Annotated in this window: 34 protein-coding genes; 4 read left to right on the forward strand and 30 right to left on the reverse strand. The window is 53.8% G+C overall.

Going from position 1 to position 21,184, the window contains the following annotated elements:
• Positions 1 to 34: 34 nt before the first annotated feature.
• The 5 genes from rpsK to rplO form a co-directional block, all read right to left on the reverse strand.
• A complete protein-coding gene (rpsK, locus tag Q0775_RS04940; RefSeq protein ID WP_025063419.1) occupies positions 35 to 424 on the reverse strand; it encodes a 30S ribosomal protein S11 in 390 nt (129 codons plus the stop codon).
• 15 nt (positions 425 to 439) lie between these two features.
• Positions 440 to 808, reverse strand: a complete 369-nt coding sequence (rpsM, locus tag Q0775_RS04945) for a 30S ribosomal protein S13 (RefSeq protein WP_298858250.1) — start codon at positions 806 to 808, stop codon at positions 440 to 442.
• Between the two features lie 305 nt (positions 809 to 1,113).
• Positions 1,114 to 1,695, reverse strand: coding sequence for an adenylate kinase (locus tag Q0775_RS04950; RefSeq protein ID WP_298858251.1), 582 nt, complete (start codon positions 1,693 to 1,695; stop codon positions 1,114 to 1,116).
• Complete coding sequence (secY, locus tag Q0775_RS04955; protein WP_298858252.1) at positions 1,692 to 3,056, reverse strand: preprotein translocase subunit SecY; 1,365 nt, start codon at positions 3,054 to 3,056, stop codon at positions 1,692 to 1,694. The genes Q0775_RS04950 and secY overlap by 4 nt, the downstream gene beginning before the upstream one ends.
• A 118-nt stretch (positions 3,057 to 3,174) precedes the next feature.
• Positions 3,175 to 3,660 carry a 50S ribosomal protein L15 gene (gene rplO, locus Q0775_RS04960; RefSeq protein ID WP_298858253.1) on the reverse strand — a complete coding sequence of 162 codons (486 nt, stop codon included), beginning with the start codon at positions 3,658 to 3,660 and terminating at the stop codon, positions 3,175 to 3,177.
• Positions 3,661 to 3,921: 261 nt separating this feature from the next.
• Between rplO and Q0775_RS04965 the strand changes: the two genes are divergently transcribed.
• Positions 3,922 to 4,734 (forward strand): FkbM family methyltransferase, encoded by an 813-nt coding sequence (locus tag Q0775_RS04965; RefSeq protein WP_298858254.1) that lies wholly within the window; start codon positions 3,922 to 3,924, stop codon positions 4,732 to 4,734.
• A 56-nt stretch (positions 4,735 to 4,790) separates the two neighbouring features.
• On the opposite strand, the gene rpmD is transcribed toward Q0775_RS04965, so the two are convergent.
• The 11 genes from rpmD to rpmC form a co-directional block, all read right to left on the reverse strand.
• Positions 4,791 to 4,979, reverse strand: a complete 189-nt coding sequence (gene rpmD, locus Q0775_RS04970) for a 50S ribosomal protein L30 (RefSeq protein WP_298858255.1) — start codon at positions 4,977 to 4,979, stop codon at positions 4,791 to 4,793.
• A 2-nt stretch (positions 4,980 to 4,981) separates the two neighbouring features.
• Positions 4,982 to 5,563 (reverse strand): 30S ribosomal protein S5, encoded by a 582-nt coding sequence (gene rpsE, locus Q0775_RS04975; RefSeq protein ID WP_298858256.1) that lies wholly within the window; start codon positions 5,561 to 5,563, stop codon positions 4,982 to 4,984.
• Between the two features lie 142 nt (positions 5,564 to 5,705).
• Positions 5,706 to 6,065 carry a 50S ribosomal protein L18 gene (rplR, locus tag Q0775_RS04980; RefSeq protein WP_298858257.1) on the reverse strand — a complete coding sequence of 120 codons (360 nt, stop codon included), beginning with the start codon at positions 6,063 to 6,065 and terminating at the stop codon, positions 5,706 to 5,708.
• Between the two features lie 12 nt (positions 6,066 to 6,077).
• Positions 6,078 to 6,611: a 50S ribosomal protein L6 gene (gene rplF, locus Q0775_RS04985; protein ID WP_298858258.1), complete on the reverse strand. Its 534-nt coding sequence runs from the start codon at positions 6,609 to 6,611 to the stop codon at positions 6,078 to 6,080.
• Between the two features lie 10 nt (positions 6,612 to 6,621).
• Positions 6,622 to 7,014: a 30S ribosomal protein S8 gene (rpsH, locus tag Q0775_RS04990; RefSeq protein WP_298858259.1), complete on the reverse strand. Its 393-nt coding sequence runs from the start codon at positions 7,012 to 7,014 to the stop codon at positions 6,622 to 6,624.
• Positions 7,015 to 7,027: 13 nt separating this feature from the next.
• Positions 7,028 to 7,333 (reverse strand): 30S ribosomal protein S14, encoded by a 306-nt coding sequence (gene rpsN / locus Q0775_RS04995; RefSeq protein ID WP_298858260.1) that lies wholly within the window; start codon positions 7,331 to 7,333, stop codon positions 7,028 to 7,030.
• An 18-nt stretch (positions 7,334 to 7,351) separates the two neighbouring features.
• Complete coding sequence (gene rplE / locus Q0775_RS05000) at positions 7,352 to 7,915, reverse strand: 50S ribosomal protein L5 (RefSeq protein WP_298858261.1); 564 nt, start codon at positions 7,913 to 7,915, stop codon at positions 7,352 to 7,354.
• Complete coding sequence (gene rplX / locus Q0775_RS05005) at positions 7,915 to 8,220, reverse strand: 50S ribosomal protein L24 (protein WP_298858262.1); 306 nt, start codon at positions 8,218 to 8,220, stop codon at positions 7,915 to 7,917. The genes rplE and rplX overlap by 1 nt, the downstream gene beginning before the upstream one ends.
• A gap of 2 nt (positions 8,221 to 8,222) precedes the next feature.
• Positions 8,223 to 8,591 (reverse strand): 50S ribosomal protein L14, encoded by a 369-nt coding sequence (rplN, locus tag Q0775_RS05010; protein ID WP_007118848.1) that lies wholly within the window; start codon positions 8,589 to 8,591, stop codon positions 8,223 to 8,225.
• Between the two features lie 112 nt (positions 8,592 to 8,703).
• Positions 8,704 to 8,940, reverse strand: a complete 237-nt coding sequence (rpsQ, locus tag Q0775_RS05015) for a 30S ribosomal protein S17 (protein ID WP_298858263.1) — start codon at positions 8,938 to 8,940, stop codon at positions 8,704 to 8,706.
• Between the two features lie 14 nt (positions 8,941 to 8,954).
• Positions 8,955 to 9,161, reverse strand: coding sequence for a 50S ribosomal protein L29 (rpmC, locus tag Q0775_RS05020; RefSeq protein ID WP_298858264.1), 207 nt, complete (start codon positions 9,159 to 9,161; stop codon positions 8,955 to 8,957).
• A gap of 398 nt (positions 9,162 to 9,559) precedes the next feature.
• Between rpmC and Q0775_RS05025 the strand changes: the two genes are divergently transcribed.
• Together Q0775_RS05025 and Q0775_RS05030 are read left to right on the forward strand one after the other, a co-directional pair.
• Positions 9,560 to 11,146: a hypothetical protein gene (locus Q0775_RS05025; RefSeq protein WP_298858265.1), complete on the forward strand. Its 1,587-nt coding sequence runs from the start codon at positions 9,560 to 9,562 to the stop codon at positions 11,144 to 11,146.
• A gap of 36 nt (positions 11,147 to 11,182) precedes the next feature.
• A complete protein-coding gene (locus Q0775_RS05030) occupies positions 11,183 to 11,791 on the forward strand; it encodes a 2OG-Fe(II) oxygenase family protein (RefSeq protein WP_298858266.1) in 609 nt (202 codons plus the stop codon).
• Positions 11,792 to 11,821: 30 nt separating this feature from the next.
• Here Q0775_RS05030 and Q0775_RS05035 read toward each other — a convergent pair whose 3' ends face one another.
• Positions 11,822 to 12,028, reverse strand: coding sequence for a hypothetical protein (locus Q0775_RS05035; protein WP_298858267.1), 207 nt, complete (start codon positions 12,026 to 12,028; stop codon positions 11,822 to 11,824).
• 143 nt (positions 12,029 to 12,171) lie between these two features.
• Here Q0775_RS05035 and Q0775_RS05040 point away from each other — a divergent pair, with 143 nt between their 5' ends.
• On the forward strand, positions 12,172 to 12,771 hold the full coding sequence (locus Q0775_RS05040; protein ID WP_298858268.1) for a thermonuclease family protein: 600 nt from the start codon (positions 12,172 to 12,174) through the stop codon (positions 12,769 to 12,771).
• A 121-nt stretch (positions 12,772 to 12,892) separates the two neighbouring features.
• Here the strand turns inward: Q0775_RS05040 and rplP are convergent, their stop codons facing one another.
• The 13 genes from rplP to rpsJ all read right to left on the reverse strand — a co-directional run bounded on the left by rplP (position 12,893) and on the right by rpsJ (position 20,999).
• Positions 12,893 to 13,306, reverse strand: a complete 414-nt coding sequence (gene rplP / locus Q0775_RS05045; protein WP_025045935.1) for a 50S ribosomal protein L16 — start codon at positions 13,304 to 13,306, stop codon at positions 12,893 to 12,895.
• 12 nt (positions 13,307 to 13,318) lie between these two features.
• A complete protein-coding gene (gene rpsC, locus Q0775_RS05050) occupies positions 13,319 to 14,026 on the reverse strand; it encodes a 30S ribosomal protein S3 (RefSeq protein WP_298858269.1) in 708 nt (235 codons plus the stop codon).
• A complete protein-coding gene (gene rplV, locus Q0775_RS05055; protein ID WP_298858270.1) occupies positions 14,026 to 14,406 on the reverse strand; it encodes a 50S ribosomal protein L22 in 381 nt (126 codons plus the stop codon). Before rplV ends, rpsC begins: the two co-directional genes overlap by 1 nt.
• 3 nt (positions 14,407 to 14,409) lie before the next feature.
• Positions 14,410 to 14,688 (reverse strand): 30S ribosomal protein S19, encoded by a 279-nt coding sequence (rpsS, locus tag Q0775_RS05060; protein ID WP_025063443.1) that lies wholly within the window; start codon positions 14,686 to 14,688, stop codon positions 14,410 to 14,412.
• Between the two features lie 2 nt (positions 14,689 to 14,690).
• Positions 14,691 to 15,533: a 50S ribosomal protein L2 gene (rplB, locus tag Q0775_RS05065; protein ID WP_298858271.1), complete on the reverse strand. Its 843-nt coding sequence runs from the start codon at positions 15,531 to 15,533 to the stop codon at positions 14,691 to 14,693.
• A gap of 238 nt (positions 15,534 to 15,771) precedes the next feature.
• Entirely contained in the window at positions 15,772 to 16,662 is an 891-nt protein-coding gene (locus tag Q0775_RS05070; RefSeq protein ID WP_298858272.1) for a DUF1206 domain-containing protein, read from the reverse strand.
• A 194-nt stretch (positions 16,663 to 16,856) separates the two neighbouring features.
• Positions 16,857 to 17,465 carry a hypothetical protein gene (locus tag Q0775_RS05075; protein ID WP_298858273.1) on the reverse strand — a complete coding sequence of 203 codons (609 nt, stop codon included), beginning with the start codon at positions 17,463 to 17,465 and terminating at the stop codon, positions 16,857 to 16,859.
• Between the two features lie 346 nt (positions 17,466 to 17,811).
• Positions 17,812 to 18,018: a cold-shock protein gene (locus Q0775_RS05080; protein WP_267167296.1), complete on the reverse strand. Its 207-nt coding sequence runs from the start codon at positions 18,016 to 18,018 to the stop codon at positions 17,812 to 17,814.
• A 241-nt stretch (positions 18,019 to 18,259) separates the two neighbouring features.
• Entirely contained in the window at positions 18,260 to 18,748 is a 489-nt protein-coding gene (locus Q0775_RS05085) for a hypothetical protein (protein WP_298858274.1), read from the reverse strand.
• Between the two features lie 123 nt (positions 18,749 to 18,871).
• Positions 18,872 to 19,168: a 50S ribosomal protein L23 gene (locus tag Q0775_RS05090; RefSeq protein ID WP_298858275.1), complete on the reverse strand. Its 297-nt coding sequence runs from the start codon at positions 19,166 to 19,168 to the stop codon at positions 18,872 to 18,874.
• Positions 19,165 to 19,782, reverse strand: a complete 618-nt coding sequence (gene rplD / locus Q0775_RS05095) for a 50S ribosomal protein L4 (protein WP_298858276.1) — start codon at positions 19,780 to 19,782, stop codon at positions 19,165 to 19,167. Before rplD ends, Q0775_RS05090 begins: the two co-directional genes overlap by 4 nt.
• The gene (gene rplC, locus Q0775_RS05100) at positions 19,779 to 20,663 is read right to left on the reverse strand and encodes a 50S ribosomal protein L3 (RefSeq protein ID WP_298858277.1); all 885 of its coding nucleotides are present in this window, start codon (positions 20,661 to 20,663) and stop codon (positions 19,779 to 19,781) included. Before rplC ends, rplD begins: the two co-directional genes overlap by 4 nt.
• Before the next feature lie 18 nt (positions 20,664 to 20,681).
• Positions 20,682 to 20,999 (reverse strand): 30S ribosomal protein S10, encoded by a 318-nt coding sequence (gene rpsJ / locus Q0775_RS05105; protein WP_025063450.1) that lies wholly within the window; start codon positions 20,997 to 20,999, stop codon positions 20,682 to 20,684.
• Between the last annotated feature and the right edge of the window lie 185 nt (positions 21,000 to 21,184).

Below are 21,184 nucleotides of genomic sequence, written 5' to 3' on the forward strand. Positions count from 1 at the left end.
CAAAAGCGCGAACCCCGAGTAAAACAATCGTCGCTTAGACGCGGCGGCGCTTTGGTGGACGGCAGCCGTTGTGGGCCATCGGTGTCACGTCACGGATTGATGTGATGTTGAAACCGGCAGCGGCCAGAGCGCGCAATGCACTCTCACGGCCCGAACCTGCGCCCTGCACTTCAACTTCGAGCGTTTTCACGCCGTGGTCTTGTGCTTTTTTGCCTGCATCTTCGGCAGCCATCTGAGCAGCATAGGGCGTTGATTTACGCGACCCTTTGAAGCCCATAGTGCCTGCGGAGGACCATGCAATCGCATTGCCCTGCACATCGGAGATGAGGATTTTTGTGTTGTTGAAAGAAGAGTTCACATGCGCAACACCAGCTGCGATGTTTTTGGAGACCTTCTTTTTGGTGCGTTTTGCTTCGCGTGCCATTAGCTGAGCCCTCCCTTATTTCTTCTTACCGGCAATGGCCTTTGCAGGGCCTTTGCGCGTGCGTGCGTTGGTGTGTGTCCGCTGACCGCGTACAGGCAAGTTACGACGGTGGCGCAGGCCACGGTAGCAGCCCAGATCCATCAAACGTTTGATGTTCATCTGTGTGTCACGGCGCAGGTCACCTTCGACGGTAAAGTTTTCGTCGATATGCTCGCGGATTTTCAGGATTTCGGCGTCGGACAGCTCGTTGATACGGCGTGTGCGATCGATACCAACAGCTTCGCAGATCAATTCTGCAGAAGAGTTACCGATACCGGTGATATATGTGAGGGCGATTGGAACCCGCTTTGCAGTCGGGATGTTTACGCCGGCAATACGTGCCACGTGTGCAATTCCTTTTCGTTGCGGGTCCGTCATACCGGACCCTTTTTTCACAACGTAAGCCCGAGGCGATTAGGCCAACGGGCTACAGCTGATTAGGTAGCTTTGCAGTTCGGGAGCGACCCAGTTCCACAAAATGATTCTCTTGCGAGATAGCGCTGACTATGGCGTTTTTACCAGAGCGTCAAGGCAGCAGACCCCCGCAAAAGGCAATTAACAGGCGTGGATGCCTTGGCCGCTTTTTGAAAAAAAACGGACCGGAATTTTTAAAAATTCCGACCCGCGTTTAATATGCAGTTATAGCACGATTAGGCGTCGAGGACTGTTGCGATCTCGGATTGGACTGCTTCCATGCTGCCCAGCCCATCAACAGAGTTCAGCATACCCTTGGCGTAGTAATAACCAATCAGCGGGGAGGTCTGTTTGTAGTAGGCCATGAGACGAGTCTTCAGGCTTTCCTCATTGTCGTCTGCACGCGCGGTGCCACCAGCAGCGACGGCATCGGCCGCACGCCCGAGGATACGCTCCACAAGAATTTCATCATTCACTTGCAACTCAATCGCGCAGTCAAGAGACTGACCCATCTCTGTCAGAAGGTCACCAAGTGCGTCGGCCTGCGGCAGCGTACGAGGGAAGCCGTCAAAGATAAATCCGCCATGGTCTCCGCCCGCCTCAAGCTGTTCGCGGATCAGGCCGATCACAATCTCGTCTGTGACCAGATTGCCTGCATCCATAACAGCGGCAACTTTATTACCCATCTCGGTTCCGGATGTGCGTGCAGCGCGCAGCATGTCACCCGTGGACAACTGAATCATGTTGCGGTCCTCGACCAGCTTTTGCGCTTGTGTGCCTTTGCCTGCCCCTGGGGGTCCAAGAAGGATAATATTCATTTGCGTGCTGGGCTCCGTTTTTTGCGTCCTTTGCCAGATTTGCCGCGCAGCTGCGACTTCTCCAGCAGACCTTCATATTGATGTGCCAACAGGTGGCTTTGTACTTGTTGGATCGTATCCATTGTCACGGAAACCACAATCAGAACCGACGTGCCGCCGAAATAGAACGGGATCGCAAACTGACCGCGCAAAATTTCGGGCAGAATACAGACCGCCGCCAGATAGGCAGAACCCAAGACCAGCACACGGTTGACCACATACTCAAGGTATTCAGCGGTCTTTTTACCGGGGCGGATGCCAGGGACAAAGCCGTTCTGGTTCTTAAGATTGTCGGCAACGTCATCGGGTTTGAACGCAACGTTGAACGTATAGAAATACGCAAAAAAGACGATCATCGCAATAAAGAACAACAGATAGAGCGGCTGACCCGGTCCGAAGTTGGCGAGCAACCATGACATCACGGGATTTGTCGAGTTGCCAGAGAAGGTGCTGATCGTGACGGGCAACAGCAGCAAGGAGCTGGCGAAGATCGCGGGGATAACACCGGCTGGGTTTACTTTGATCGGCAAGTGGCTGGAGCCACCGTCATAGACCTTCATGCCGACCTGACGGCGCGGGTACTGAATGTGGAGCTTACGCAGGGCGCGCTCCATAAAGACCACAAACATGATGGTTGCGATCACCATTACCAATACGGCCACGATCACAGCGGGAGAGATTGCGCCCGAACGGCCTGAGGCAAAGAATTGTGCGATGGCCGCAGGAACTTCGGCGATGATGCCGACGAAGATGATGAGCGAGATGCCGTTACCAATGCCGCGTGCGGTGATTTGCTCACCGAGCCACATCAGGAACATTGTACCACCAACAAGCGTGATCATACAGGCAACGCGGAAATACCAGCCCGGATCAGCGGCGATATCGCCGGCCTCCAGCGAGACGGCCAGACCGTAAGACTGCACTGTGGCAAGGGCCACGGTGCCCCAGCGGGTGTACTGGTTGATCTTTTTGCGGCCCTGTTCACCCTCTTTTTTGAGCTGCTCCAGCGACGGCACCATGGACGTCAAAAGCTGCACAATAATCGAGGCCGAGATGTAGGGCATGATGCCCAGAGCGAAGATACCCATGCGGCCCAGAGCGCCACCTGTGAACATCGAGACCATGCCGCCGATGCCTTGGCCTGCCTGCTCCATAAATTCGCGCAGCGCGCCACCGTCGATACCAGGCACTGGAATAAACGTCCCCAGACGGTAAACGATGAGCAAACCAAGCGTAAACAGGATGCGGTGGCGCAAGTCGGTCGCCTTACCAAAGGCGGACCAGCTTGAATTGGCGGCCATATTCTCGACGGCAGATACCATGTGAGGGCTCTCTTTTTTTAAATCGAAACGCCGCCCGAACCGTTCTCCGGTGGGCGGCGTTTGGGAAAACTTAAAGCTTTATGTAAGCGGCTTGGCCGTCGCTCACAAGACCGAAGGCTTATTCGGAGGCTTCTGCCGCTACTGCCGCTGCTTTGATCTTCAGGCTACCGCCTGCTTTTTCAACAGCTTCGATGGCGGATTTGGATGCGCCAGTTACGTCGAGGTTCAGCTTGGATGTCACGTCACCTTTTGCAAGGATACGGATGCCATCGCGCTTGCGACGTACCACACCTGATGCGACCAGCAGATCTTCGGTGATCACTGCTTTGATGTCGATCTTGCCTGCGTCAACAAATTTCTGGATCAGACCGAGGTTGATCGCGGAATAGGATTTGCGGTTCGGCTTGGTAAAGCCGCGCTTTGGCAGACGTTGGTACAAAGGCATCTGGCCGCCTTCGTAACCCTTAATCGCCACACCCGAACGGGATTTTTGACCTTTGATACCACGGCCACCCATTTTACCGGTGCCGGAACCAGGACCACGGCCAACGCGCTTGCGTGGTTTCGTTGCGCCTGCATTATCAGAAAGTTCGTGAAGTTTCATGTCGCTTCTCCTTTTGCCGGAAATACCCCCCAGCGACGGGAGCGGGTAGACGCAGCGTTACGATTCTTATGCGCACAACCGTGCACACGTCGGGCGTATAGGCGATGGAAAGTGGTGAGGCAATAGGGATCACGGTGCTCGCGCATTGGATTAACGGGACGTGCAGTGCAGTATGGACACTTCCCGTAGGTTTGAGGCCATGGTACCTTGACGCATCGACCTGATCTAAATAGCATTTTTCCTCGTAAACAGGTGGCTTCAATGAAACAATACCTCGTCGGAACGGGCGTTGGACATTTCCTTCTTCAAGCAGCCAGCTTCTTTTCCCTGAAGTCCATTTCACGCAAGAACCCCGAAAATGCCTCTATGCGGGCCAATGCCGTACTTGCCGATACATTGATCGCGCGATTGTGTCCGTCCAAGGGTACGTTCGTTGATCTGGGGGCACATATCGGGTCGGTTTTGGCGGCAGTTCATCATTTGGACAAGAGTATCCGTATTATTGCTGTCGAAGCAGACCCAGCGAAGGCGATCAATCTATCCCGCCGCTTCCCCTATTGCACCCTGCATAGCTGTGCGATCGCGGAGACCCCCGGCCAGATCGAGTTTTATTTGAACCCCGAGGCCACGGGATATAACTCGCTTGTGAAAAAGGCCGACGGGAAACAGGAAGCGATTTCTGTTGAGGTCAAAACGCTGAACGGCCTGCTAAGGGACGAAAAGCCGGACCTGATCAAAATTGACATCGAAGGGGCGGAGCTGGGTGCGCTGCGCGGAGGTGCTGAGGTCATTCGCACGCATCGCCCCACCATTATGTTCGAGAGTACGGACAAAAACGTAAATTCTCTTGGTTATTCTCCAGAGATATTATGGGCATGGTTCGATGAGATGGGATACGGGATTTATGTGCCTGACAGGCTGGCCCATGATGCACGGCCCATGGATTTATCTACTTTTATCGACGGCCACGACTATCCCATGCGGACGCTGAATTATTTTGCGGTGCACGAGGCGAAACGGATAGAGGTGCGGGACCGCGCCCGCCGCATTCTCGATATCACGCCCGCCATGTGAAAAGGGCCACCCAATGGGCGGCCCTTTCAATCTTGTTAAGAAGATAGTCGGCTGATTTAGCCTTTTTCTTCGATGATCTCTACCATGTGGCTGATCTTACGAACCATGCCGCGCACGGAAGGTGTGTCTTCCAGCTCACGGGTTTTGTGCATTTTATTCAAACCCAGACCGATCAGCGTTGCACGCTGGTCTGCGGGGCGGCGGATAGGCGAACCTGTCTGCTTAACTACGATTGTCTTAGTCATGATTATGCTTCCTCAGCCACTTGGGTGGACGAGTCAGTTGCATCGTCACGCTTTGGCAGAATGTCAGCCACTTTCTTACCGCGACGCTGCGCGACGGAACGTGGTGACTGTTCTTTTTTCAATCCGTCCATGGTGGCGCGGATCATGTTGTATGGGTTTTGTGAACCGATCGACTTGGACACAACGTCTTTGATGCCGAGCATTTCGAACACGGCACGCATTGGACCACCAGCAATAATGCCGGTACCTTCCGGTGCGGTGCGCATCACAACTTTACCAGCGCCGTGACGGCCCTGCATGTCGTGGTGCAATGTGCGGCCTTCGCGCAGCTGAACGCGGATCATCTGGCGCTTGGCTTGCTCTGTGGCTTTGCGGATGGCTTCAGGTACTTCTTTTGCTTTACCTTTACCAAAGCCTACGCGGCCTTTTTGGTCGCCGACAACGACGAGTGCAGCAAAACCAAAGCGCTTACCGCCTTTTACAGTTTTGGATACGCGGTTGATCGCGACCAGGCGGTCAGCGAATTCGGGCGCTTCATCACGCTGGTTGCGACGGTTACCGCCACGGTTTTCATCTCTGGCCATGCTGGCCTCCTTAATCTGCGGGCTAATGCCCATGTGGTCCAACCAAAGTGCCGCGTGGCGGCCTCGGTCATCGACGGTGCGCAGTAAATGCACACCCTACAGTGTGGTGGGTAGGGTGCGCATTTACTGCGCACCGCTGTTCTTAGATCTTCAAACCACCTTCACGGGCTGCGTCGGCCAAGGCCTTCACTTTACCGTGGAAGAGGAAACCGCCGCGATCGAAGTAGGCTGTTTCAACACCGGCAGCTTTCGCACGTTCTGCGATTGCTACGCCCACTTTCGTGGCCGCTTCGACGTTGTTTTTGCCGACTACGCCAAGAGCTTTTTCAAGCGACGAAGCGGAGGCGAGTGTTACGCCGTTCACATCGTCGATCAGCTGTACGCTGATGTTCTTGTTGGAGCGGTGCACGGAGAGGCGCATGCGCCCACGGTTCGTGCGACGAAGTTTGTTCCGAACGCGCAAGCGGCGTTTGATGAACAGTTGTCTTTTGCTGTTTGCCATCTGTTGCGTTCCTTACTTCTTCTTGCCTTCTTTGCGGAAGACGAACTCACCCTTATAGCGGATGCCTTTGCCCTTATAGGGCTCGGGCTTACGCCATGCGCGAATGTTCGCAGCGACTTGACCAACAAGTTGTTCGTCAATGCCTTCCACAATGATTTCGGTCTGCTTTGGAGCCGTTACAGTCACGCCTTCTGGCGGTGTGTAATCGACGTCGTGAGACAGGCCGAGGTTCAGTTTCAATGTGTTGCCAGTCATGGCAGCACGGTAACCAACACCCTGAATTTCAAGCTCTTTCTTGAAACCTTCGGTGACGCCGGTGACCAAGTTCGCGATCATTGTGCGGCTCATGCCCCACTGCTGACGCGCGCGCTTGGACTTCCCGCGTGGTGTAACAGTGACGTCGTTGTCGCCAACAGTCATCGTTACATCATCAGTTGCTGAGAAGGTCCGGACCCCTTTGGGGCCTTTCACTTCGATGGTCTGGCCGCTGACAGAGGCAGTAACGCCGCTGGGCAGATCGACCGCTTTTTTACCAATACGAGACATCAAATTCTCCTTAGAATACGGTGCAGAGCACTTCGCCGCCAACATTGGCCGCCCGTGCGTTTGCGTCCGACATCACACCCTGTGGGGTGGAGACAATCGACACACCCAAGCCCTGACGGACTGCTGGGATGTCTTGTGAGCCCATGTACACACGGCGTCCGGGTTTTGAAATCCGTTTCAGCTCGCGAATAACAGGTTCGCCTTCGTAATACTTGAGGCTAATCTCGATTGCGGGGTGGCCGTCGGCGCCCGTCATCTTTTCATAGCCTCGGATGTAGCCCTCATCGGCGAGCACGTCCAACACCCATGCACGCAGCTTGGAAGCTGGGGTCATGACAGTGGATTTGCCGCGAAGTTGGCTGTTGCGGATGCGTGTCAGCATATCTGCGATAGGATCGGTCATCTAATATGCTCCCTTACCAGCTCGACTTGACCATGCCGGGGATCTGGCCTGCGGAGCCAAGATCCCGCAGCGCGATGCGCGAGATTTTCAATTTACGGTAATATGCGTGTGGACGGCCGGTCAGCTGGCAACGGTTGTGCAAACGCACAGCCGAAGAGTTGCGCGGCAGTTTTGCCAAGTCGAGGGTCGCGCGAAAACGCTCTTCCATCGGCTTTGTTTGGTCACTGATAATATCTTTCAGTGCCGCACGCTTGGAGGCGTATTTTTTGACCAATGCTTCGCGCTTCTTCTCGCGAGCGATCATGGATTTCTTAGCCATATCTAGGTTCCTTCCCGCTTACGAATTGAAGGGCATGTTGAAAAGCTTCAACATTGCCTTCGCTTCAGCGTCGGTTTTCGCTGTCGTAGCGATTACGATGTCCATGCCCCAGTTTTCATCGATTTTATCGAAATCGATTTCGGGGAACACGAGATGCTCTTTCAGGCCCATGGCATAGTTGCCGTTACCATCAAAAGATTTACCAGGTACGCCGCGGAAGTCACGGATACGGGGCATTGCAACTGTGATCAGACGATCAAGGAATTCATACATGCGGTCTGCACGAAGAGTTACTTTCGCACCCAGTGGCATTTCTTCCCGTACGCGGAAACCAGCGATGGATTTCTTGGCGATGGTGGTCAATGCTTTCTGGCCCGCGATCAGTGTCAGATCTTCCTGAGCGGATTTGGCTTTCTTGCTGTCACGGACAGCCGCTGCGCCACAACCGATGTTCAGAACAATCTTGTCCAGACGTGGGATTTGCATGTCGTTCTTGTAGCCGAACTCTTCTTTCATGGCCGCACGAATGCGGTCATTATAGTCGGCCTGAAGGCGGGGTGTATAAGCTGCAGTATCAAGCATCAGATTACGTCCCCTGTGGTTTTGGCAAAGCGCACTTTTTTGTCGCCGTCCATTTTAAAGCCTACGCGTGAAGCTTTGCCATTGGCATCTTTAAACGCGAGGTTGCTCAGGTCCATCGGCATCGACTTGGGGATGCGACCGCCCTGTGATTCTTGTGTCTGGCGTGTGGCACGAACGTAAACGTTGATGCCCTCAACGACGGCTTTGTTGGATTTTGGATCAACGGAGGCGATTTTGCCTTCTTTGCCTTTATCCTTACCGGTCAGAACGATGACAGTGTCACCTTTTTTCAGCTTAGCAGCCATGGTTACAGCACCTCCGGAGCGAGTGAGATGATTTTCATGAAGTTCTTGGCGCGCAGCTCACGAACAACTGGCCCGAAGATACGGGTACCAACTGGTTCGTTGTTGTTATTCAAGATAACAGCAGCGTTGCGGTCAAAACGGATGGCTGTGCCATCGTCACGACGAACTTCTTTTGCGGTGCGAACGACAACGGCCTTACGGACGTCACCCTTCTTTACACGGCCGCGTGGAATGGCTTCCTTGACCGAAACGACAATAATGTCGCCTACGGATGCGTACTTACGCTTGGAACCACCCAGGACCTTGATGCACTGAACACGGCGAGCGCCGCTGTTGTCAGCTACATCCAGGTTGGTCTGCATCTGGATCATTTGGTTTCTCCCGACCTGTAGGGGGCGATGCGTGCCTGATCCCTAGGGTTTCGATTAAGTTGTTATCCGGAATGGATAACGCACCGAACCGTGAGGTCCGATGCGTGAGTGCTTATGCTTCCGCAGTCAACACTTCCCAACGCTTGGTTTTGGAACGTGGTGCACATTCGATGATGCGAACTTGGTCGCCCACTTTGAATGTGTTTGCTTCATCGTGCGCCCGATATTTCTTGGACTTACGAATGGTCTTTTTCAGAACCGGGTGTGTAAAGCGGCGCTCTACGGATACGGTTACTGTTTGTTCGTTGGCGTCCGAGGTTACGGTGCCTGTCAGGATACGCTTTGGCATTACTCAGGCTCCTCTTACGCGTCTGTAGCTGCGGCTGCAGCTTTTTGATTCAGAATTGTTTTAACCCGTGCTGCGCCGCGCTTAACGTCACGCAGGCGCGCAGGGTTTTCCAGCTGGCCGGTAGCCTGTTGGAAACGCAAGTTGAACGCTTCTTTCTTCAAGTTAACAAGCTCGTCGCGGAGCTGGTCCGGCGTCTTGTCACGTAGTTCATTGGCTTTCATGCCGTCTTCCTTTCAACATCACCAGCTGGCCCCGGTAGGGTGACCATGATTCTGATGGAGTTCATGATGAAGGTGTCACTTAGGCCCAAAGTAGCTAATACGCAACCCTAAAGGCGGAGGAATACGAGGGTTCTACCTTGTGAAGCGCGCGAGTGCCATACCATCTACTGTGATGCTTGGTAACGCTCGGCTGCGGACGCCAAGGGAACACAACTTCGGGAACGATTGAAAACAATCCTGATGATGTTTGCGCTCTGTTTCCATAGGATCAACAATCCGCATTGATGACCCGTCATTTCAACACAATTTGAAATCATATCAGTGCTTTAGAATATAGATACTTGACCATTCAATAAGGGGGAGCAACCTTAGGGTGTAATTTCGGCAGGAGAGCATTGATGGAACTGGGTATTTTGTCACTTTTGATGGGTGTCGGGCTGTTGACCGCATTTTCGAGTGGAAGTGATGATGTGGAGGCAGAGCAGGAGCGTCCTGAGCCGCCTGATGTGGAGCCGCCTACCCCGCCCGCCTCCTCTACTGTTTTGGTCGGGTCCGATGCAGATGATCAATTGGAAGGGAACAATCTGGTTAACCGGCTTTTCGGGCTGGGCGGTGATGATGATTTGAGCTTTGATAATTACAGATTTCCGGATTTTATTTCTGACGAGTCAGGAAACTTCGTTCAGCCGGACGTTCCCCCCTTTGTGAGCGAGGCATATGGCGGAGAGGGCAATGACACGCTGTCTTCCGAGCTTGCGCTGGATGAGCGTGAAGATGGCACAGTACGTCTGTTTGGTGGCGCGGGCGATGATCATTTGCAGGCGAGCGACAGGTTGGGCCTACCCGATCGCTCCACCGTAGTCCAAGAACTAACAGGTGGGAGCGGTGAGGATGTTTTCGAAATCCGCCTTAGTACCGAAAGTTTTGATCGCGTGGGTTTAGATGCAGAACTAACCGACGTGCCGCGCATTTTCCTGACCGATTTCACGCCCGAACGCGATACGCTCGACATCGTTGCCAACGAATTCCCCACACCGCCGCTGGACACAGCAGAATTGACCCGCGACGACAGCGGCCTGACCTTACTGCATCTGCGATTTATGCCGTTGGGTGATGCCCCTGCCAGCACCAGTACGGTTGCTCTTGGCAATGCCGAGGGGATCACCCTTGATGATATCAACCTGCCCGGAGAGGGCAGCCTCTTGCCCAATGAGAACAACGAAGTTTTTGGCACACAGGGGGATGATGTTTTGAATGAGGGTATAGAGAGCGGGAACTATTGGGACATAAACCTTGGCGCGGGCGATGATCTGGCAGAAATACAATCCGCAGGTCCAACAGTCCGTGGCGGGGATGGCAACGATACAATACGCGGCGGTTTTCAGGGTTTCATTTATGGTGAAGCGGGCGATGATCTGCTTGAGGGTGCCCAATTCGCCGATGGCGGCACCGGCGACGATACGCTTAGGTCTACGAATGGGATGCGCGGCGGTGAAGGCAACGATGTTCTTGAGGGGCGTGCGGATAGTTATGCCGATCAATACGGAATATTCAAAAGAATGTCAGGCGATGCGGGGGATGACACCCTGATTGTGAACACAAGCACCTCGCAGAGCGGAAGCGGCGGCTTTTTTGTGATGGATGTTTTGGGGAATGAGGGCAGCGATACGTTCGACATTCAATTGCAACTGGCCAATACCGACATGAGTGCATCGGATGCCATGATCGCATTGCCCGACTTTGACCCGCGTGAAGACACGCTCCGCATCCAGATCAACCGCGCAGACGGAGACGGCCGCGTCATGACGGGTGCGCAAATTGTCACGCGCGACTTTGGGTTTGAAGAATTGCGGCAGACCGAAATCCTGCAAGGGCTGCAAATGGATTTTGCCGCGTCGGCGACCGCGCCCGCACATACAGCGTTTTTGCGCCTGAACTCCGACAATGTGATTACAATCGACGATGTGTTGTTTGTGCAAAACTAGTCTATCACTCGCGATAATGTGGCGATAAGAGAGGGCATGAGCCATATCAAATCCCTCTTCGTGACCCGCCTGTACCAAGCACCGCTTGGCAATATCGACGCTGCCGAGTTAGAGGCGTCATGCTATTCGATTGCCGAGGATGACGAGGCTGGACAGGCGTGGTGTGAAGAGAACGATTTTCCCGGATATACCTCCTATGCATCTCTTACAGATCTTGGCTGGCGCTTTCCGATCTTTGCCGACGTGATCAAGGCGCTGGATGCCCATATCTCTGCCTTCGCAGCCGATCTGGAATTCGATCTGGACGGGCGTGAGTTGAAGCTGGAAGATATATGGATCAACATCCTGCCCGAAGGTGGTACGCATTCGGGACATATCCATCCGCATTCAGTTATCAGTGGCACGACCTATGTCGCGATGCCCGAGGGGGCCTCTGCGATCAAGTTCGAGGACCCGCGACTGCCGATGATGATGGCGGCCCCTGCCCGTCGCAAGGACGCGCGCGAGGAATTGCGCACCTTTGCCTATGTCGCTCCTGCGGTGGGTGATGTCCTGCTGTGGGAGAGTTTCATCCGCCATGAAGTGCCGATGAATATGTCGGAAGAAGACCGCATTTCGGTGTCGTTCAACTATAGCTGGTCGTAACGGTCTATCGCGTGGCGAAGGGTTGTGCGCCTACGGCTTTGGATACTTCTTACGCGCCTCTTCCTGCTCCTTGACCAAGGCCTTCTCCTCCTTAGTCATCTTGTTGCCCCACTGGTTGTTGGACAGGCCAAGATCAGCGGGCATTGGCTTTGTCTTGCCCTTCTTGATGGAGCCGCCCTTGTTGAGGAACTCCTTGATGAGGTCGTCGTCGGTGGTGGGTTTGGGAACTTGTTTCATGGGAGGGGTTCCTTTGGTGTGGCTTAGTTTGGATATAGCCTTAACCCTAAAAGCAATTCTCCTAAATGAAAATGCACCCTGTACTTTTCTTATTACCTTGATTGGGTCATCTTGAACAAGATCAGCATGTTAAGGTGACTTCAATGGAACTGTTCTTTCTATTCCTCATCCTTGCTGTGGCCATTTTTTTCATCTATGGCGCGAATAGCCAGGGCCATGATAACGAAAAAGGTAGAACTCGGCCTGTTCAAAAGCGCCGTTCCCAATCTCAGCGTCGACCACGTCAAAAGCCTCAAAGCGCGGGCGATTACAATGACGAGGATCATCTGACACGCACTAATGGCATTGATCACGCGGCACCACCTCACTTCCCCCTCTCGATGCTGCTTGAAGGACCTGCTCATGTCATTGATGGAGACACCATTGTTGTAAGAAAGATCAAGATACGCCTGGCTGGAATCGATGCTCCCGAGCTCGACCGCCCTTGGGGCCAGAAATCAAAATGGAATATGGTCAGGATTTGCAAAGGGCATTCTGTCCGTGTCGAATTGACGGGAGACACTTCCTATGACCGTTTGGTCGGCACCTGTTATTTGCCTGATGGGACTGACATCGGTGCGGAGATTATTAAGGCAGGTTTAGCGCTTGATGGAGGTTATTATTCTGAGGGAAAATATCGTCATCTTGAGCCTGCTGGTATCCGCAGGAAGCTAAAGCCATACGGTAATCAAATTAGACGTTGAGCCTTGAGCAAAAAGCCCCCGCTGTTTATCACAGCGGGGGCTTTTCTATCTCGATAGGTCGGTCAAGGAAGGTGCGCAGCAAGTGCGCACCCTACGTAGGGTGCGCATTCATGCGCACCGCTTACCAATCTTCCCGAACAACTACGCGCGTTTTGATCGGCAGCTTCATCGCTGCGAGGCGCAGGGCTTCGCGGGCGATGTCGTCGTTAACGCCGTCGATTTCGAACATCACGCGACCAGGTTTGACCTTGCATGCCCAAAAGTCCACGGAACCTTTACCTTTACCCATACGAACTTCGACAGGCTTGGAGGTGACAGGTACGTCTGGGAAAATACGGATCCAGACGCGGCCTTGACGTTTCATGTGACGCGTCATGGCACGACGTGCAGCTTCGATCTGGCGCGCAGTTACGCGCTCAGGCTCGATTGCTTTGAGACCGTAAGTACCGAAGTTCAGGTCAGACCCGCCCTTCGCAAGGCCCTTGATGGACCCTTTGAACTGCTTACGGAATTTCGTACGTTTTGGCTGTAGCATCTATTCTACTCCTTAACGCCGACCGCCGGCACCGCGAGGTGCTGGGCCGTCTTGCATTTCTTGTAACTTACGATCGTGCGCAGCTGGATCATGTTCCATGATCTCGCCTTTGAATATCCACGTCTTGATGCCGATGATGCCATAGGCAGTCATTGCTTCAACATGTGCATAATCGATGTCCGCACGCAGTGTGTGCAACGGAACGCGACCTTCACGGTACCATTCTGTACGCGCGATCTCGGCACCGCCGAGGCGACCCGCGAGGTTCACACGGATACCAAGGGCACCCATACGCATGGCGTTCTGTACCGCACGCTTCATGGCGCGGCGGAAAGAAACCCGACGCTCAAGCTGCTGTGCAATGCTCTCACCAACAAGGGCTGCATCCAGCTCTGGCTTGCGAACTTCAACAATGTTGAGGTGCAATTCAGAGTCGGTGAACGCGGCAAGTTTCTTGCGCAGACCCTCAATGTCTGCACCTTTCTTGCCGATGATCACACCGGGACGGGCTGTGTGGATCGTAACGCGGCACTTTTTGTGCGGACGCTCGATGATCACACGAGAGATACCCGCCTGAGCACATTCAGTCTTGATGAACTTGCGGATCGCGAGATCTTCCAGAAGAAGGTTCCCGAAGTCCTTTGTGTCGGCATACCAGCGGCTATCCCATGTACGGTTAACCTGAAGGCGCATGCCGATTGGATTGACTTTATTACCCATTATGCTTGCTCCTCAACCTGACGCACGACGATGGTGATTTCCGCAAACGGCTTTAGAATCTTGCCGAAACGGCCACGCGCACGTGGACGACCACGCTTGAGTGTCATGTTCTTGCCTACATAGGCTTCGGCTACGATCAGCTCATCCACGTCGAGGTTGTGGTTGTTCTCGCCATTGGCAATCGCGGACTGAAGGCATTTCTTCACGTCAACGGCGATACGCTTCTTGGAGAAGGTCAGGTCCGTCAATGCACGGTCGACCTTCTTGCCGCGGATCATTGCGGCAACGAGGTTAAGTTTCTGCGGCGACGTTTTCAGCATGCGCAGTTTTGCACGTGCCTCATTGTCTGCCACGCGGCGGGGATTTTTATCCTTGCTCATGGCTTATTTCCGCTTCGCTTTTTTGTCGGCTGCGTGGCCATAATAGGTCCGCGTTGGTGAATACTCACCAAACTTCTGACCAATCATGTCCTCAGTGACGTTTACTGGGATATGCTTGTGACCGTTATAGACGCCGAACGTCAGGCCAACAAACTGTGGGAGAATCGTGGAACGGCGCGACCAGATCTTGATCACTTCGCTGCGACCGCTCTCGCGGGAGGCTTCGGCCTTTTTGAGGACATAAGAGTCAACAAAAGGACCTTTCCATACTGAACGAGACATTCTTAGCGTCCCTTCTTCTTGGCGTGGCGCGATCTGATGATCAGAGCACTTGACGCTTTTTTCTTGTTACGAGTCTTGGCACCTTTGGTCGGCTTGCCCCAAGGGGTAACCGGGTGACGACCACCGGACGTACGACCTTCACCACCACCGTGTGGGTGGTCGATCGGGTTCATGACAACACCACGAACACTTGGGCGGATGCCCTTGTGACGCATGCGGCCCGCTTTACCGTAGTTCTGGTTGGAGTTGTCGGGGTTGGACACGGCACCAACGGTGGCCATGCATTCCTGACGGACCAGACGCAGTTCGCCCGAAGACAAACGGATCTGGGCGTAACCACCATCACGGCCAACAAACTGAGCGTATGTACCAGCAGCACGGGCGATCTGGCCGCCTTTGCCTGGCTTCATCTCGATGTTGTGGATGATTGTACCGATAGGCATGCCGGAGAATGGCATTGCGTTGCCTGGCTTGATGTCTGCCTTGGCGGAAGCCACGACCTGATCACCAATGGCGATACGCTGGGGGGCAAGGATGTAGGCCTGCTCACCGTCTTCATATTTCACGAGCGCGATAAACGCGGTCCGGTTCGGGTCATATTCAATGCGCATGATCGTCGCAGTGACGTCCATTTTGTTACGCTTGAAATCGACGATGCGGTAGAGGCGCTTTGCACCACCACCCTTGCGACGCATTGTGATCCGTCCGGTGTTGTTCCGTCCGCCGTGCTTGCTAAGTCCCTCAGTGAGGGCCTTTACAGGGCGACCTTTCCAAAGCTCCGAACGGTCAATCAGTACCAGCCCACGCTGGCCTGGCGTCGTCGGTTTGTACGACTTGAGTGCCATGTTCTCTGTCTTCCGTTTTGCTTGTATGCGCCCCCGTAGGTGCGCTGTGGTTAGAGGCCCCCGTAGGTGCCAGTAGATATGTCCTTACAGACAACAACGAAGCCCCAGACGAATCTGGGGCTGTGCCGATGGTGTCTGTTAGGGTGTGGCGGGTGTGGGGTCAAGGTGACGGCGCAATTTAGATGTGATAGTCGCCAACAATCCATGCAAGAGTCAGCCCCGCCTTCATCGGCCTACGTCAAGCCTGTTCAGCGGCCAGCCTTGTTGTGAGATTTTGGACCGAACTGTCGGACGCTTTGGGAACGATCCGATATGCCGCGTTTACAAAACACACGAGGCTGAAGGCAATCAATCCCAGACACAGTGCAACAACAAGGAAACGACCATAAGCCTGATTGTGCAACCACTCGAACGCAGCGCCCAGCCCTCCTGCCTTTGATGCGTCAATGGTCAGCGCAGCATAGAGGATCAAGCCACCGATGATGCCCAAGCTTATCCCCTGCGCCGCTAGACCGATACGCAGAACAGGGTTCCAATGGACGGTAAAATGGTTCGCCTGAAGGCTGTCACGATAGCTGCCAGAGATGCTTTTATAAAGATAGATGAGTCCTGCAATCATCGTGGAAATACCTACACAGCCGACAATCCACGGCCCGATTGACGACTGCATTAAGTCCGACATGCTATACTCGCTCTGCCCCTCCGACCTCACAACACCCAGTGCTGCAATAGCAATTGCACCAAGTCCCAAGTGGACCACACCAATAACTAACAGCCCTGCGCGTACAACAAGGCCCTTTGCGTCTGTGCCGTACTCCTCAAGATCCCAAAAGCACGAAATGAACCGCCAAGCTGCAAAGGAGAAAAGACCTACTGCAATGGTCGCAACCAAAATGCTGCCAGCGATACCGTTAAGCGATTCTAGCGCAGACTTGGTTCCTTCAGCCTCACCGCCCCACCATAAGGACCAGAACGAAACGCAGGCGATAACAGCGTAAACCAGCCCTCGACCACTATATCCAATGCTCATGATGGAGAGAGCCCAGACATAATCCTCGAAATCGCTCGAAGACTTCACGTCGCCTTGGCTCTTCGACGTTGAACTGGATGATTTTTCAAAATTCGACATGGACCGCCCTTACCAAGCTCGTCACCTTCAACCGACACAAATTCCGGATTGGCGCTGACACCTCTCCCTTTTGAAATAGAGCAGTAAACCCGATTTACGAGAGAGCATAACAGCTTTGCCGCCCCGCTCCTTTTCTGGATCTATATCTTTACGGGCGCATTCATATCTCAGGGTAGGCGACTGCGATGCAGGTTTTAACCCAAATCAAACGTCATCTGGTCTTCGCGCTCGCCGTTGGCCTGCATACGGGCCCGCATGAACATCACACCCACCTGCCCCCCTATCGTGCATAGGATGAACCAGCCTGCTGCGGCGGGGAGGAGGACTTCCCAAGGGGCGGTTTTGAGATAAGTGCTGGCGCCGAGCATCATGCCTGAGGACCAGCCGAACAATGAGGCTGCGGCGATGGTTGTGGCGATGCACATTTCTTTGGGAGCGATTTCGAGCATAGAGCGGCCGAGGTTGCGGCGCAGCATCGGCAGCACGTAGAGGCCGATCAGAACTGCGTTCCCGCTCATCAGGGCCATCAGGCTGACCTTTGTCCAAAGCTTGGGGGAAAAATTGACAAGGTCGAACGATGTGCGCACGTAGATGAGGATGAGGCCCGTGACCCAAAGGCCTGCAAATGCAAATCTGATCCAGTTGTGGAGGGTTTCGATGGAGGTGATCTCGGATTTGGTGATCGGGTCAGCCATGCTGCGGAAGGTCAGGAAATCGTGAAACAGGCAAGTTCCCATTCCGGCGGCAAAAAGGGTGAGGTGGCTTATGCGCAGCATATCGAGGAGGATCGGATCGAGCACCATTCGGGGGCTCCTTTACAAATACAGGTCGTGTCGCGAAGGACTGACCTCATCCTAGGGAGCGGATGGCATGCGCAACAAGGCGATGTGTCGGGATAACCTTAGGTTGAGACTTTGGGGGCACAGCCTTCCCATACGTTAACGAATTGTTGAGAATTTTGGGAATGGCGCACTATCCCTTGGTCAAGAGATTTTCCAACCAAGGCTCAAAATAGTTCACAGGTTAGGTATCAGCTTCCGTTTCCGAATTGAAAACAATGAGAATCGAATCTCCACATGCACAAAGGGCGCACCCTTTCGGATACGCCCTCTGATAAATTTCTGATCACTCCCCTAGGGGAGAGCTGGCTTATGCCAGTGCGATGTTTGTCGCAGATTCGCGACCGTCACGGCCGGCTTCGATGTCGAAAGTAACTTTCTGATCATCGGACAGACCTGTAAGGCCTGCCTGCTCAACGGCGGAGATGTGTACGAAAACATCTTTGCTGCCGCCATCGGGAGCGATAAAGCCGAAGCCTTTAGTTGTGTTGAACCATTTTACTGTACCAGTGGCCATTAGAGTATTCCTTATTTTAACTGCCCACGAAATGCGGCAGGTCGGCTAAGTCGTTTAAAGATCGTAAGACTGAGCCGTAAGGAGCAGTAATTCCGATAGATATAGTAACGTCGCACCTGCTATGTGCGCTTTTGACATCCCAATAGCAAGTGGTTTTCGTCGTTGCATCCGAACAGGCGGTTTCCCGTAACCTTATGCCTCGAGCCAGTCGATAAATCAGGTGCATCTAACGCCAAACGGATTACCTGACTGAACAGGGCCATTTTAGCCACTCTGGGTTTTGCAATGCGTCATTTTCAAGGTTCCTATGTCTACATGCGGGCAGGAACGGATCCCTGTTTCCTACGTACAGCAGGCCAGGTCCGATCATCGCATCAAAATATCCGTTGCAAGATCCCTTTTCCTTCCAAAGCCCAGCCTCTTCAAGTGTTTCGCGGTTACTTGACAGGGTCAGCAAGCGGCCCTCCTGCTCCGCGTAGTTGAGGTTCTCGCCATCAATATAAGAAATGACGCGGATATGGGTATCGTTGAAGCAGACGAACTCGATATCCTTGGCAATGACCGTCTTGCCGTCGGGCGCAAGCAAGTTGCCCAGATGACGCCGCTTTAGATCAAGTTGCTGCTTGATGATCATTCCGTTGGGCAGCGTCGCCTGATCGCGCTGCACCGCGATCAAGGAAAGACCGGCAACTGATACGCAAAGCGCAAGTAACACGGAAATGAACTTCATCAAACTGCCTCCCCTCATAAGCTTTCATTCTCAACATTACCTAATCTGGTTAAAATCCACCACTTCAACGAAAAAGGCCCCCGCGTTAAGCGAGGGCCTTCTCAGTGTCTGCGTCAATCGGACTTACAGACCGGTAGACACGTCGATGGTGTTGCCTTCTTCCAAGGTCACATAGGCTTTTTTCACGTCTTTGCGTGTACCCAACTGACCGCGGAAGCGCTTTACCTTACCTTTGGTGATGGACGTGTTCACGGCCTTCATCTTGACACCAAAGAGAGCTTCAACAGCTTCTTTGATCATTGGCTTGTTCGCAGCGATGGCCACTTCGAAAACAACGGCATTGGCTTCAGAAGCCATTGTTGCTTTTTCCGTGATCAGCGGCTTGCGGATGATATCGTAATGTTCTGGCTTCGCGCTCATTTCAAACGGGCCTCCAGTGCTTCGAGTCCTGCCTTTGTGATGACAAGAGTATCACGCTTCAGGATGTCGTATACGTTAGCGCCCATTGTTGGCAGGATATCCAGACCTTCAATGTTGCGCGCGGCTTGCAAGAAGTTCTCATTCACGGTTGCACCGTCAATGATCAACGCGCGCTTCCAACCCAATGCAGATACCTGCTTGGCCAGTGCGGATGTTTTACCGTCAGACTGAGCATCGTCGATGATGACCAACGCGCCGGCTTTTGCCTTTGCGGAGAGCGCCATGCGCAGACCCAGTTTACGGAACTTCTTTGTCAGCTCGTGGCCGTGGCTACGAGGAGTTGGACCCTTGTAGATACCGCCCCCACGAAAGATCGGTGCCGAGCGTGCGCCGTGGCGTGCGCCACCGGTGCCTTTTTGGCGGTAGATCTTCTTGGTGGAATAGCTGACTTCGCGACGTGTCTTTACCTTGTGGGTACCGGCCTGTGCGTTGTTACGCTGCCAGCGGACCACACGGTGCAGGATGTCGGCACGTGGCTCAAGGCCGAACAGAGCCTCGTCCAGGTCGATCGATCCAGCATTGCCGCCGTCGAGTTTGATGACATCTAGTTTCATGCGTCACCTTCTTTCTTGGTTTCATCAAGCGTTTCGCTTTGATCACCAGCTTCTGCTTTATCCGCTGCGATATCGGCTTCGGCTGCTTTCAGCGCTTCGGCTTCTGCTGCGGCTGCTTCTTCAGCAAGACGCTTTGCTTCTGCTTCTGCTTCGGCGGCTGCGGCTGCGGCTGCTTCTTCGGCTGCTTTTGCAGCTTCACGAGCGGCGGATGCCAAGGCACCGGGAACGATTGCGTTCTCGGGGAACGGTTTCTTAACCGCGTCCTTAACAGTAACCCATCCACCTTTGGAGCCTGGTACAGCGCCTTTGACCATAATCAGACCGCGAGCGGTGTCAGTTTTGACAACTTCGAGGTTCTGAGTGGTTACACGAGCGGAACCCATGTGACCGGCCATTTTCTTGCCTTTAAAAACCTTACCGGGATCCTGACACTGGCCCGTGGAGCCGTGTGAGCGGTGAGACACGGAAACACCGTGTGTCGCACGCAGACCGCCAAAGTTGTGACGCTTCATCGCGCCCTGAAAGCCCTTACCGATGGATGTACCCGCCACGTCAACGTACTGACCTGCAAAGTAGTGATCGGCAATGATCTCTTCGCCAACTGGAAGCATCGCTTCCGCGTCAACGCGGAATTCAGCAACCTTGCGCTTTGGTTCAACCTTTGCTGCTGCAAAGTGGCCGCGCATCGCTTGTGACGTGCGTTTCACTTTTGCTGTACCTGCACCGAGCTGAACAGCAACATAGCCGTCCTTTTCGATGGTACGCTGTGCAACAACCTGAAGGTTATCGAGCTGAAGAACGGTTACAGGAATCTGCTTACCGTCTTCCATGAACAGACGGGTCATGCCCATCTTTTTTGCAATAACGCCTGAGCGCAACATACTATTACCCTCCTACGCTTATGACTGCAGCTTGATCTCGACGTCCACACCAGCGGCGAGGTCGAGCTTCATCAGCGCGTCAACGGTCTGGGGGGTCGGATCAACGATATCCAGCAGGCGCTTGTGCGTGCGGATTTCGAACTGGTCACGGGATTTCTTGTCAACGTGGGGGCCACGCAAAACAGTGAATTTTTCGATTTTGTTCGGCAGCGGAATGGGGCCGCGAACGGAAGCGCCTGTGCGCTTGGCGGTGTTGACGATTTCCTGAGTGGAGGCATCAAGCACCCGATAGTCAAACGCCTTGAGGCGGATGCGGATGTTCTGGCTAGCAGCCATAATACAAATCCCTTATCTTCGGGATGAAGTCGGAGAGGAGGACGCATGCTCATCATGAGCCCTCATCGCGCTGTTGTCTAACGAAAGCAGGGCGCGCTTAAGGCACACCCCGTTCAATAGGGGGCGTATAGGTGGAGTCGCATTGTCTGGCAAGGGCCGAATGGCGGTTTCTCAAGCAATCGAAC

Source organism: uncultured Sulfitobacter sp. (genome assembly GCF_947499945.1).
Lineage (GTDB): Bacteria > Pseudomonadota > Alphaproteobacteria > Rhodobacterales > Rhodobacteraceae > Sulfitobacter.

Bases quoted from the DNA above. Each gene is read 5' to 3' on its own strand.
- rpsK (WP_025063419.1), bottom strand. From the start codon at position 424: ATGGCACGCGAAGCAAAACGCACCAAAAAGAAGGTCTCCAAAAACATC.
- Q0775_RS04950 (WP_298858251.1), bottom strand. From the start codon at position 1,695: ATGAATATTATCCTTCTTGGACCCCCAGGGGCAGGCAAAGGCACACAA.
- secY (WP_298858252.1), bottom strand. From the start codon at position 3,056: ATGGTATCTGCCGTCGAGAATATGGCCGCCAATTCAAGCTGGTCCGCC.
- rplO (WP_298858253.1), bottom strand. From the start codon at position 3,660: ATGAAACTTCACGAACTTTCTGATAATGCAGGCGCAACGAAACCACGC.
- Q0775_RS04965 (WP_298858254.1), top strand. From the start codon at position 3,922: ATGAAACAATACCTCGTCGGAACGGGCGTTGGACATTTCCTTCTTCAA.
- rpmD (WP_298858255.1), bottom strand. From the start codon at position 4,979: ATGACTAAGACAATCGTAGTTAAGCAGACAGGTTCGCCTATCCGCCGC.
- rpsE (WP_298858256.1), bottom strand. From the start codon at position 5,563: ATGGCCAGAGATGAAAACCGTGGCGGTAACCGTCGCAACCAGCGTGAT.
- rplR (WP_298858257.1), bottom strand. From the start codon at position 6,065: ATGGCAAACAGCAAAAGACAACTGTTCATCAAACGCCGCTTGCGCGTT.
- rplF (WP_298858258.1), bottom strand. From the start codon at position 6,611: ATGTCTCGTATTGGTAAAAAAGCGGTCGATCTGCCCAGCGGCGTTACT.
- rpsH (WP_298858259.1), bottom strand. From the start codon at position 7,014: ATGACCGATCCTATCGCAGATATGCTGACACGCATCCGCAACAGCCAA.
- rpsN (WP_298858260.1), bottom strand. From the start codon at position 7,333: ATGGCTAAGAAATCCATGATCGCTCGCGAGAAGAAGCGCGAAGCATTG.
- rplE (WP_298858261.1), bottom strand. From the start codon at position 7,915: ATGCTTGATACTGCAGCTTATACACCCCGCCTTCAGGCCGACTATAAT.
- rplX (WP_298858262.1), bottom strand. From the start codon at position 8,220: ATGGCTGCTAAGCTGAAAAAAGGTGACACTGTCATCGTTCTGACCGGT.
- rplN (WP_007118848.1), bottom strand. From the start codon at position 8,591: ATGATCCAGATGCAGACCAACCTGGATGTAGCTGACAACAGCGGCGCT.
- rpsQ (WP_298858263.1), bottom strand. From the start codon at position 8,940: ATGCCAAAGCGTATCCTGACAGGCACCGTAACCTCGGACGCCAACGAA.
- rpmC (WP_298858264.1), bottom strand. From the start codon at position 9,161: ATGAAAGCCAATGAACTACGTGACAAGACGCCGGACCAGCTCCGCGAC.
- Q0775_RS05025 (WP_298858265.1), top strand. From the start codon at position 9,560: ATGGAACTGGGTATTTTGTCACTTTTGATGGGTGTCGGGCTGTTGACC.
- Q0775_RS05030 (WP_298858266.1), top strand. From the start codon at position 11,183: ATGAGCCATATCAAATCCCTCTTCGTGACCCGCCTGTACCAAGCACCG.
- Q0775_RS05035 (WP_298858267.1), bottom strand. From the start codon at position 12,028: ATGAAACAAGTTCCCAAACCCACCACCGACGACGACCTCATCAAGGAG.
- Q0775_RS05040 (WP_298858268.1), top strand. From the start codon at position 12,172: ATGGAACTGTTCTTTCTATTCCTCATCCTTGCTGTGGCCATTTTTTTC.
- rplP (WP_025045935.1), bottom strand. From the start codon at position 13,306: ATGCTACAGCCAAAACGTACGAAATTCCGTAAGCAGTTCAAAGGGTCC.
- rpsC (WP_298858269.1), bottom strand. From the start codon at position 14,026: ATGGGTAATAAAGTCAATCCAATCGGCATGCGCCTTCAGGTTAACCGT.
- rplV (WP_298858270.1), bottom strand. From the start codon at position 14,406: ATGAGCAAGGATAAAAATCCCCGCCGCGTGGCAGACAATGAGGCACGT.
- rpsS (WP_025063443.1), bottom strand. From the start codon at position 14,688: ATGTCTCGTTCAGTATGGAAAGGTCCTTTTGTTGACTCTTATGTCCTC.
- rplB (WP_298858271.1), bottom strand. From the start codon at position 15,533: ATGGCACTCAAGTCGTACAAACCGACGACGCCAGGCCAGCGTGGGCTG.
- Q0775_RS05070 (WP_298858272.1), bottom strand. From the start codon at position 16,662: ATGTCGAATTTTGAAAAATCATCCAGTTCAACGTCGAAGAGCCAAGGC.
- Q0775_RS05075 (WP_298858273.1), bottom strand. From the start codon at position 17,465: ATGGTGCTCGATCCGATCCTCCTCGATATGCTGCGCATAAGCCACCTC.
- Q0775_RS05080 (WP_267167296.1), bottom strand. From the start codon at position 18,018: ATGGCCACTGGTACAGTAAAATGGTTCAACACAACTAAAGGCTTCGGC.
- Q0775_RS05085 (WP_298858274.1), bottom strand. From the start codon at position 18,748: ATGAAGTTCATTTCCGTGTTACTTGCGCTTTGCGTATCAGTTGCCGGT.
- Q0775_RS05090 (WP_298858275.1), bottom strand. From the start codon at position 19,168: ATGAGCGCGAAGCCAGAACATTACGATATCATCCGCAAGCCGCTGATC.
- rplD (WP_298858276.1), bottom strand. From the start codon at position 19,782: ATGAAACTAGATGTCATCAAACTCGACGGCGGCAATGCTGGATCGATC.
- rplC (WP_298858277.1), bottom strand. From the start codon at position 20,663: ATGTTGCGCTCAGGCGTTATTGCAAAAAAGATGGGCATGACCCGTCTG.
- rpsJ (WP_025063450.1), bottom strand. From the start codon at position 20,999: ATGGCTGCTAGCCAGAACATCCGCATCCGCCTCAAGGCGTTTGACTAT.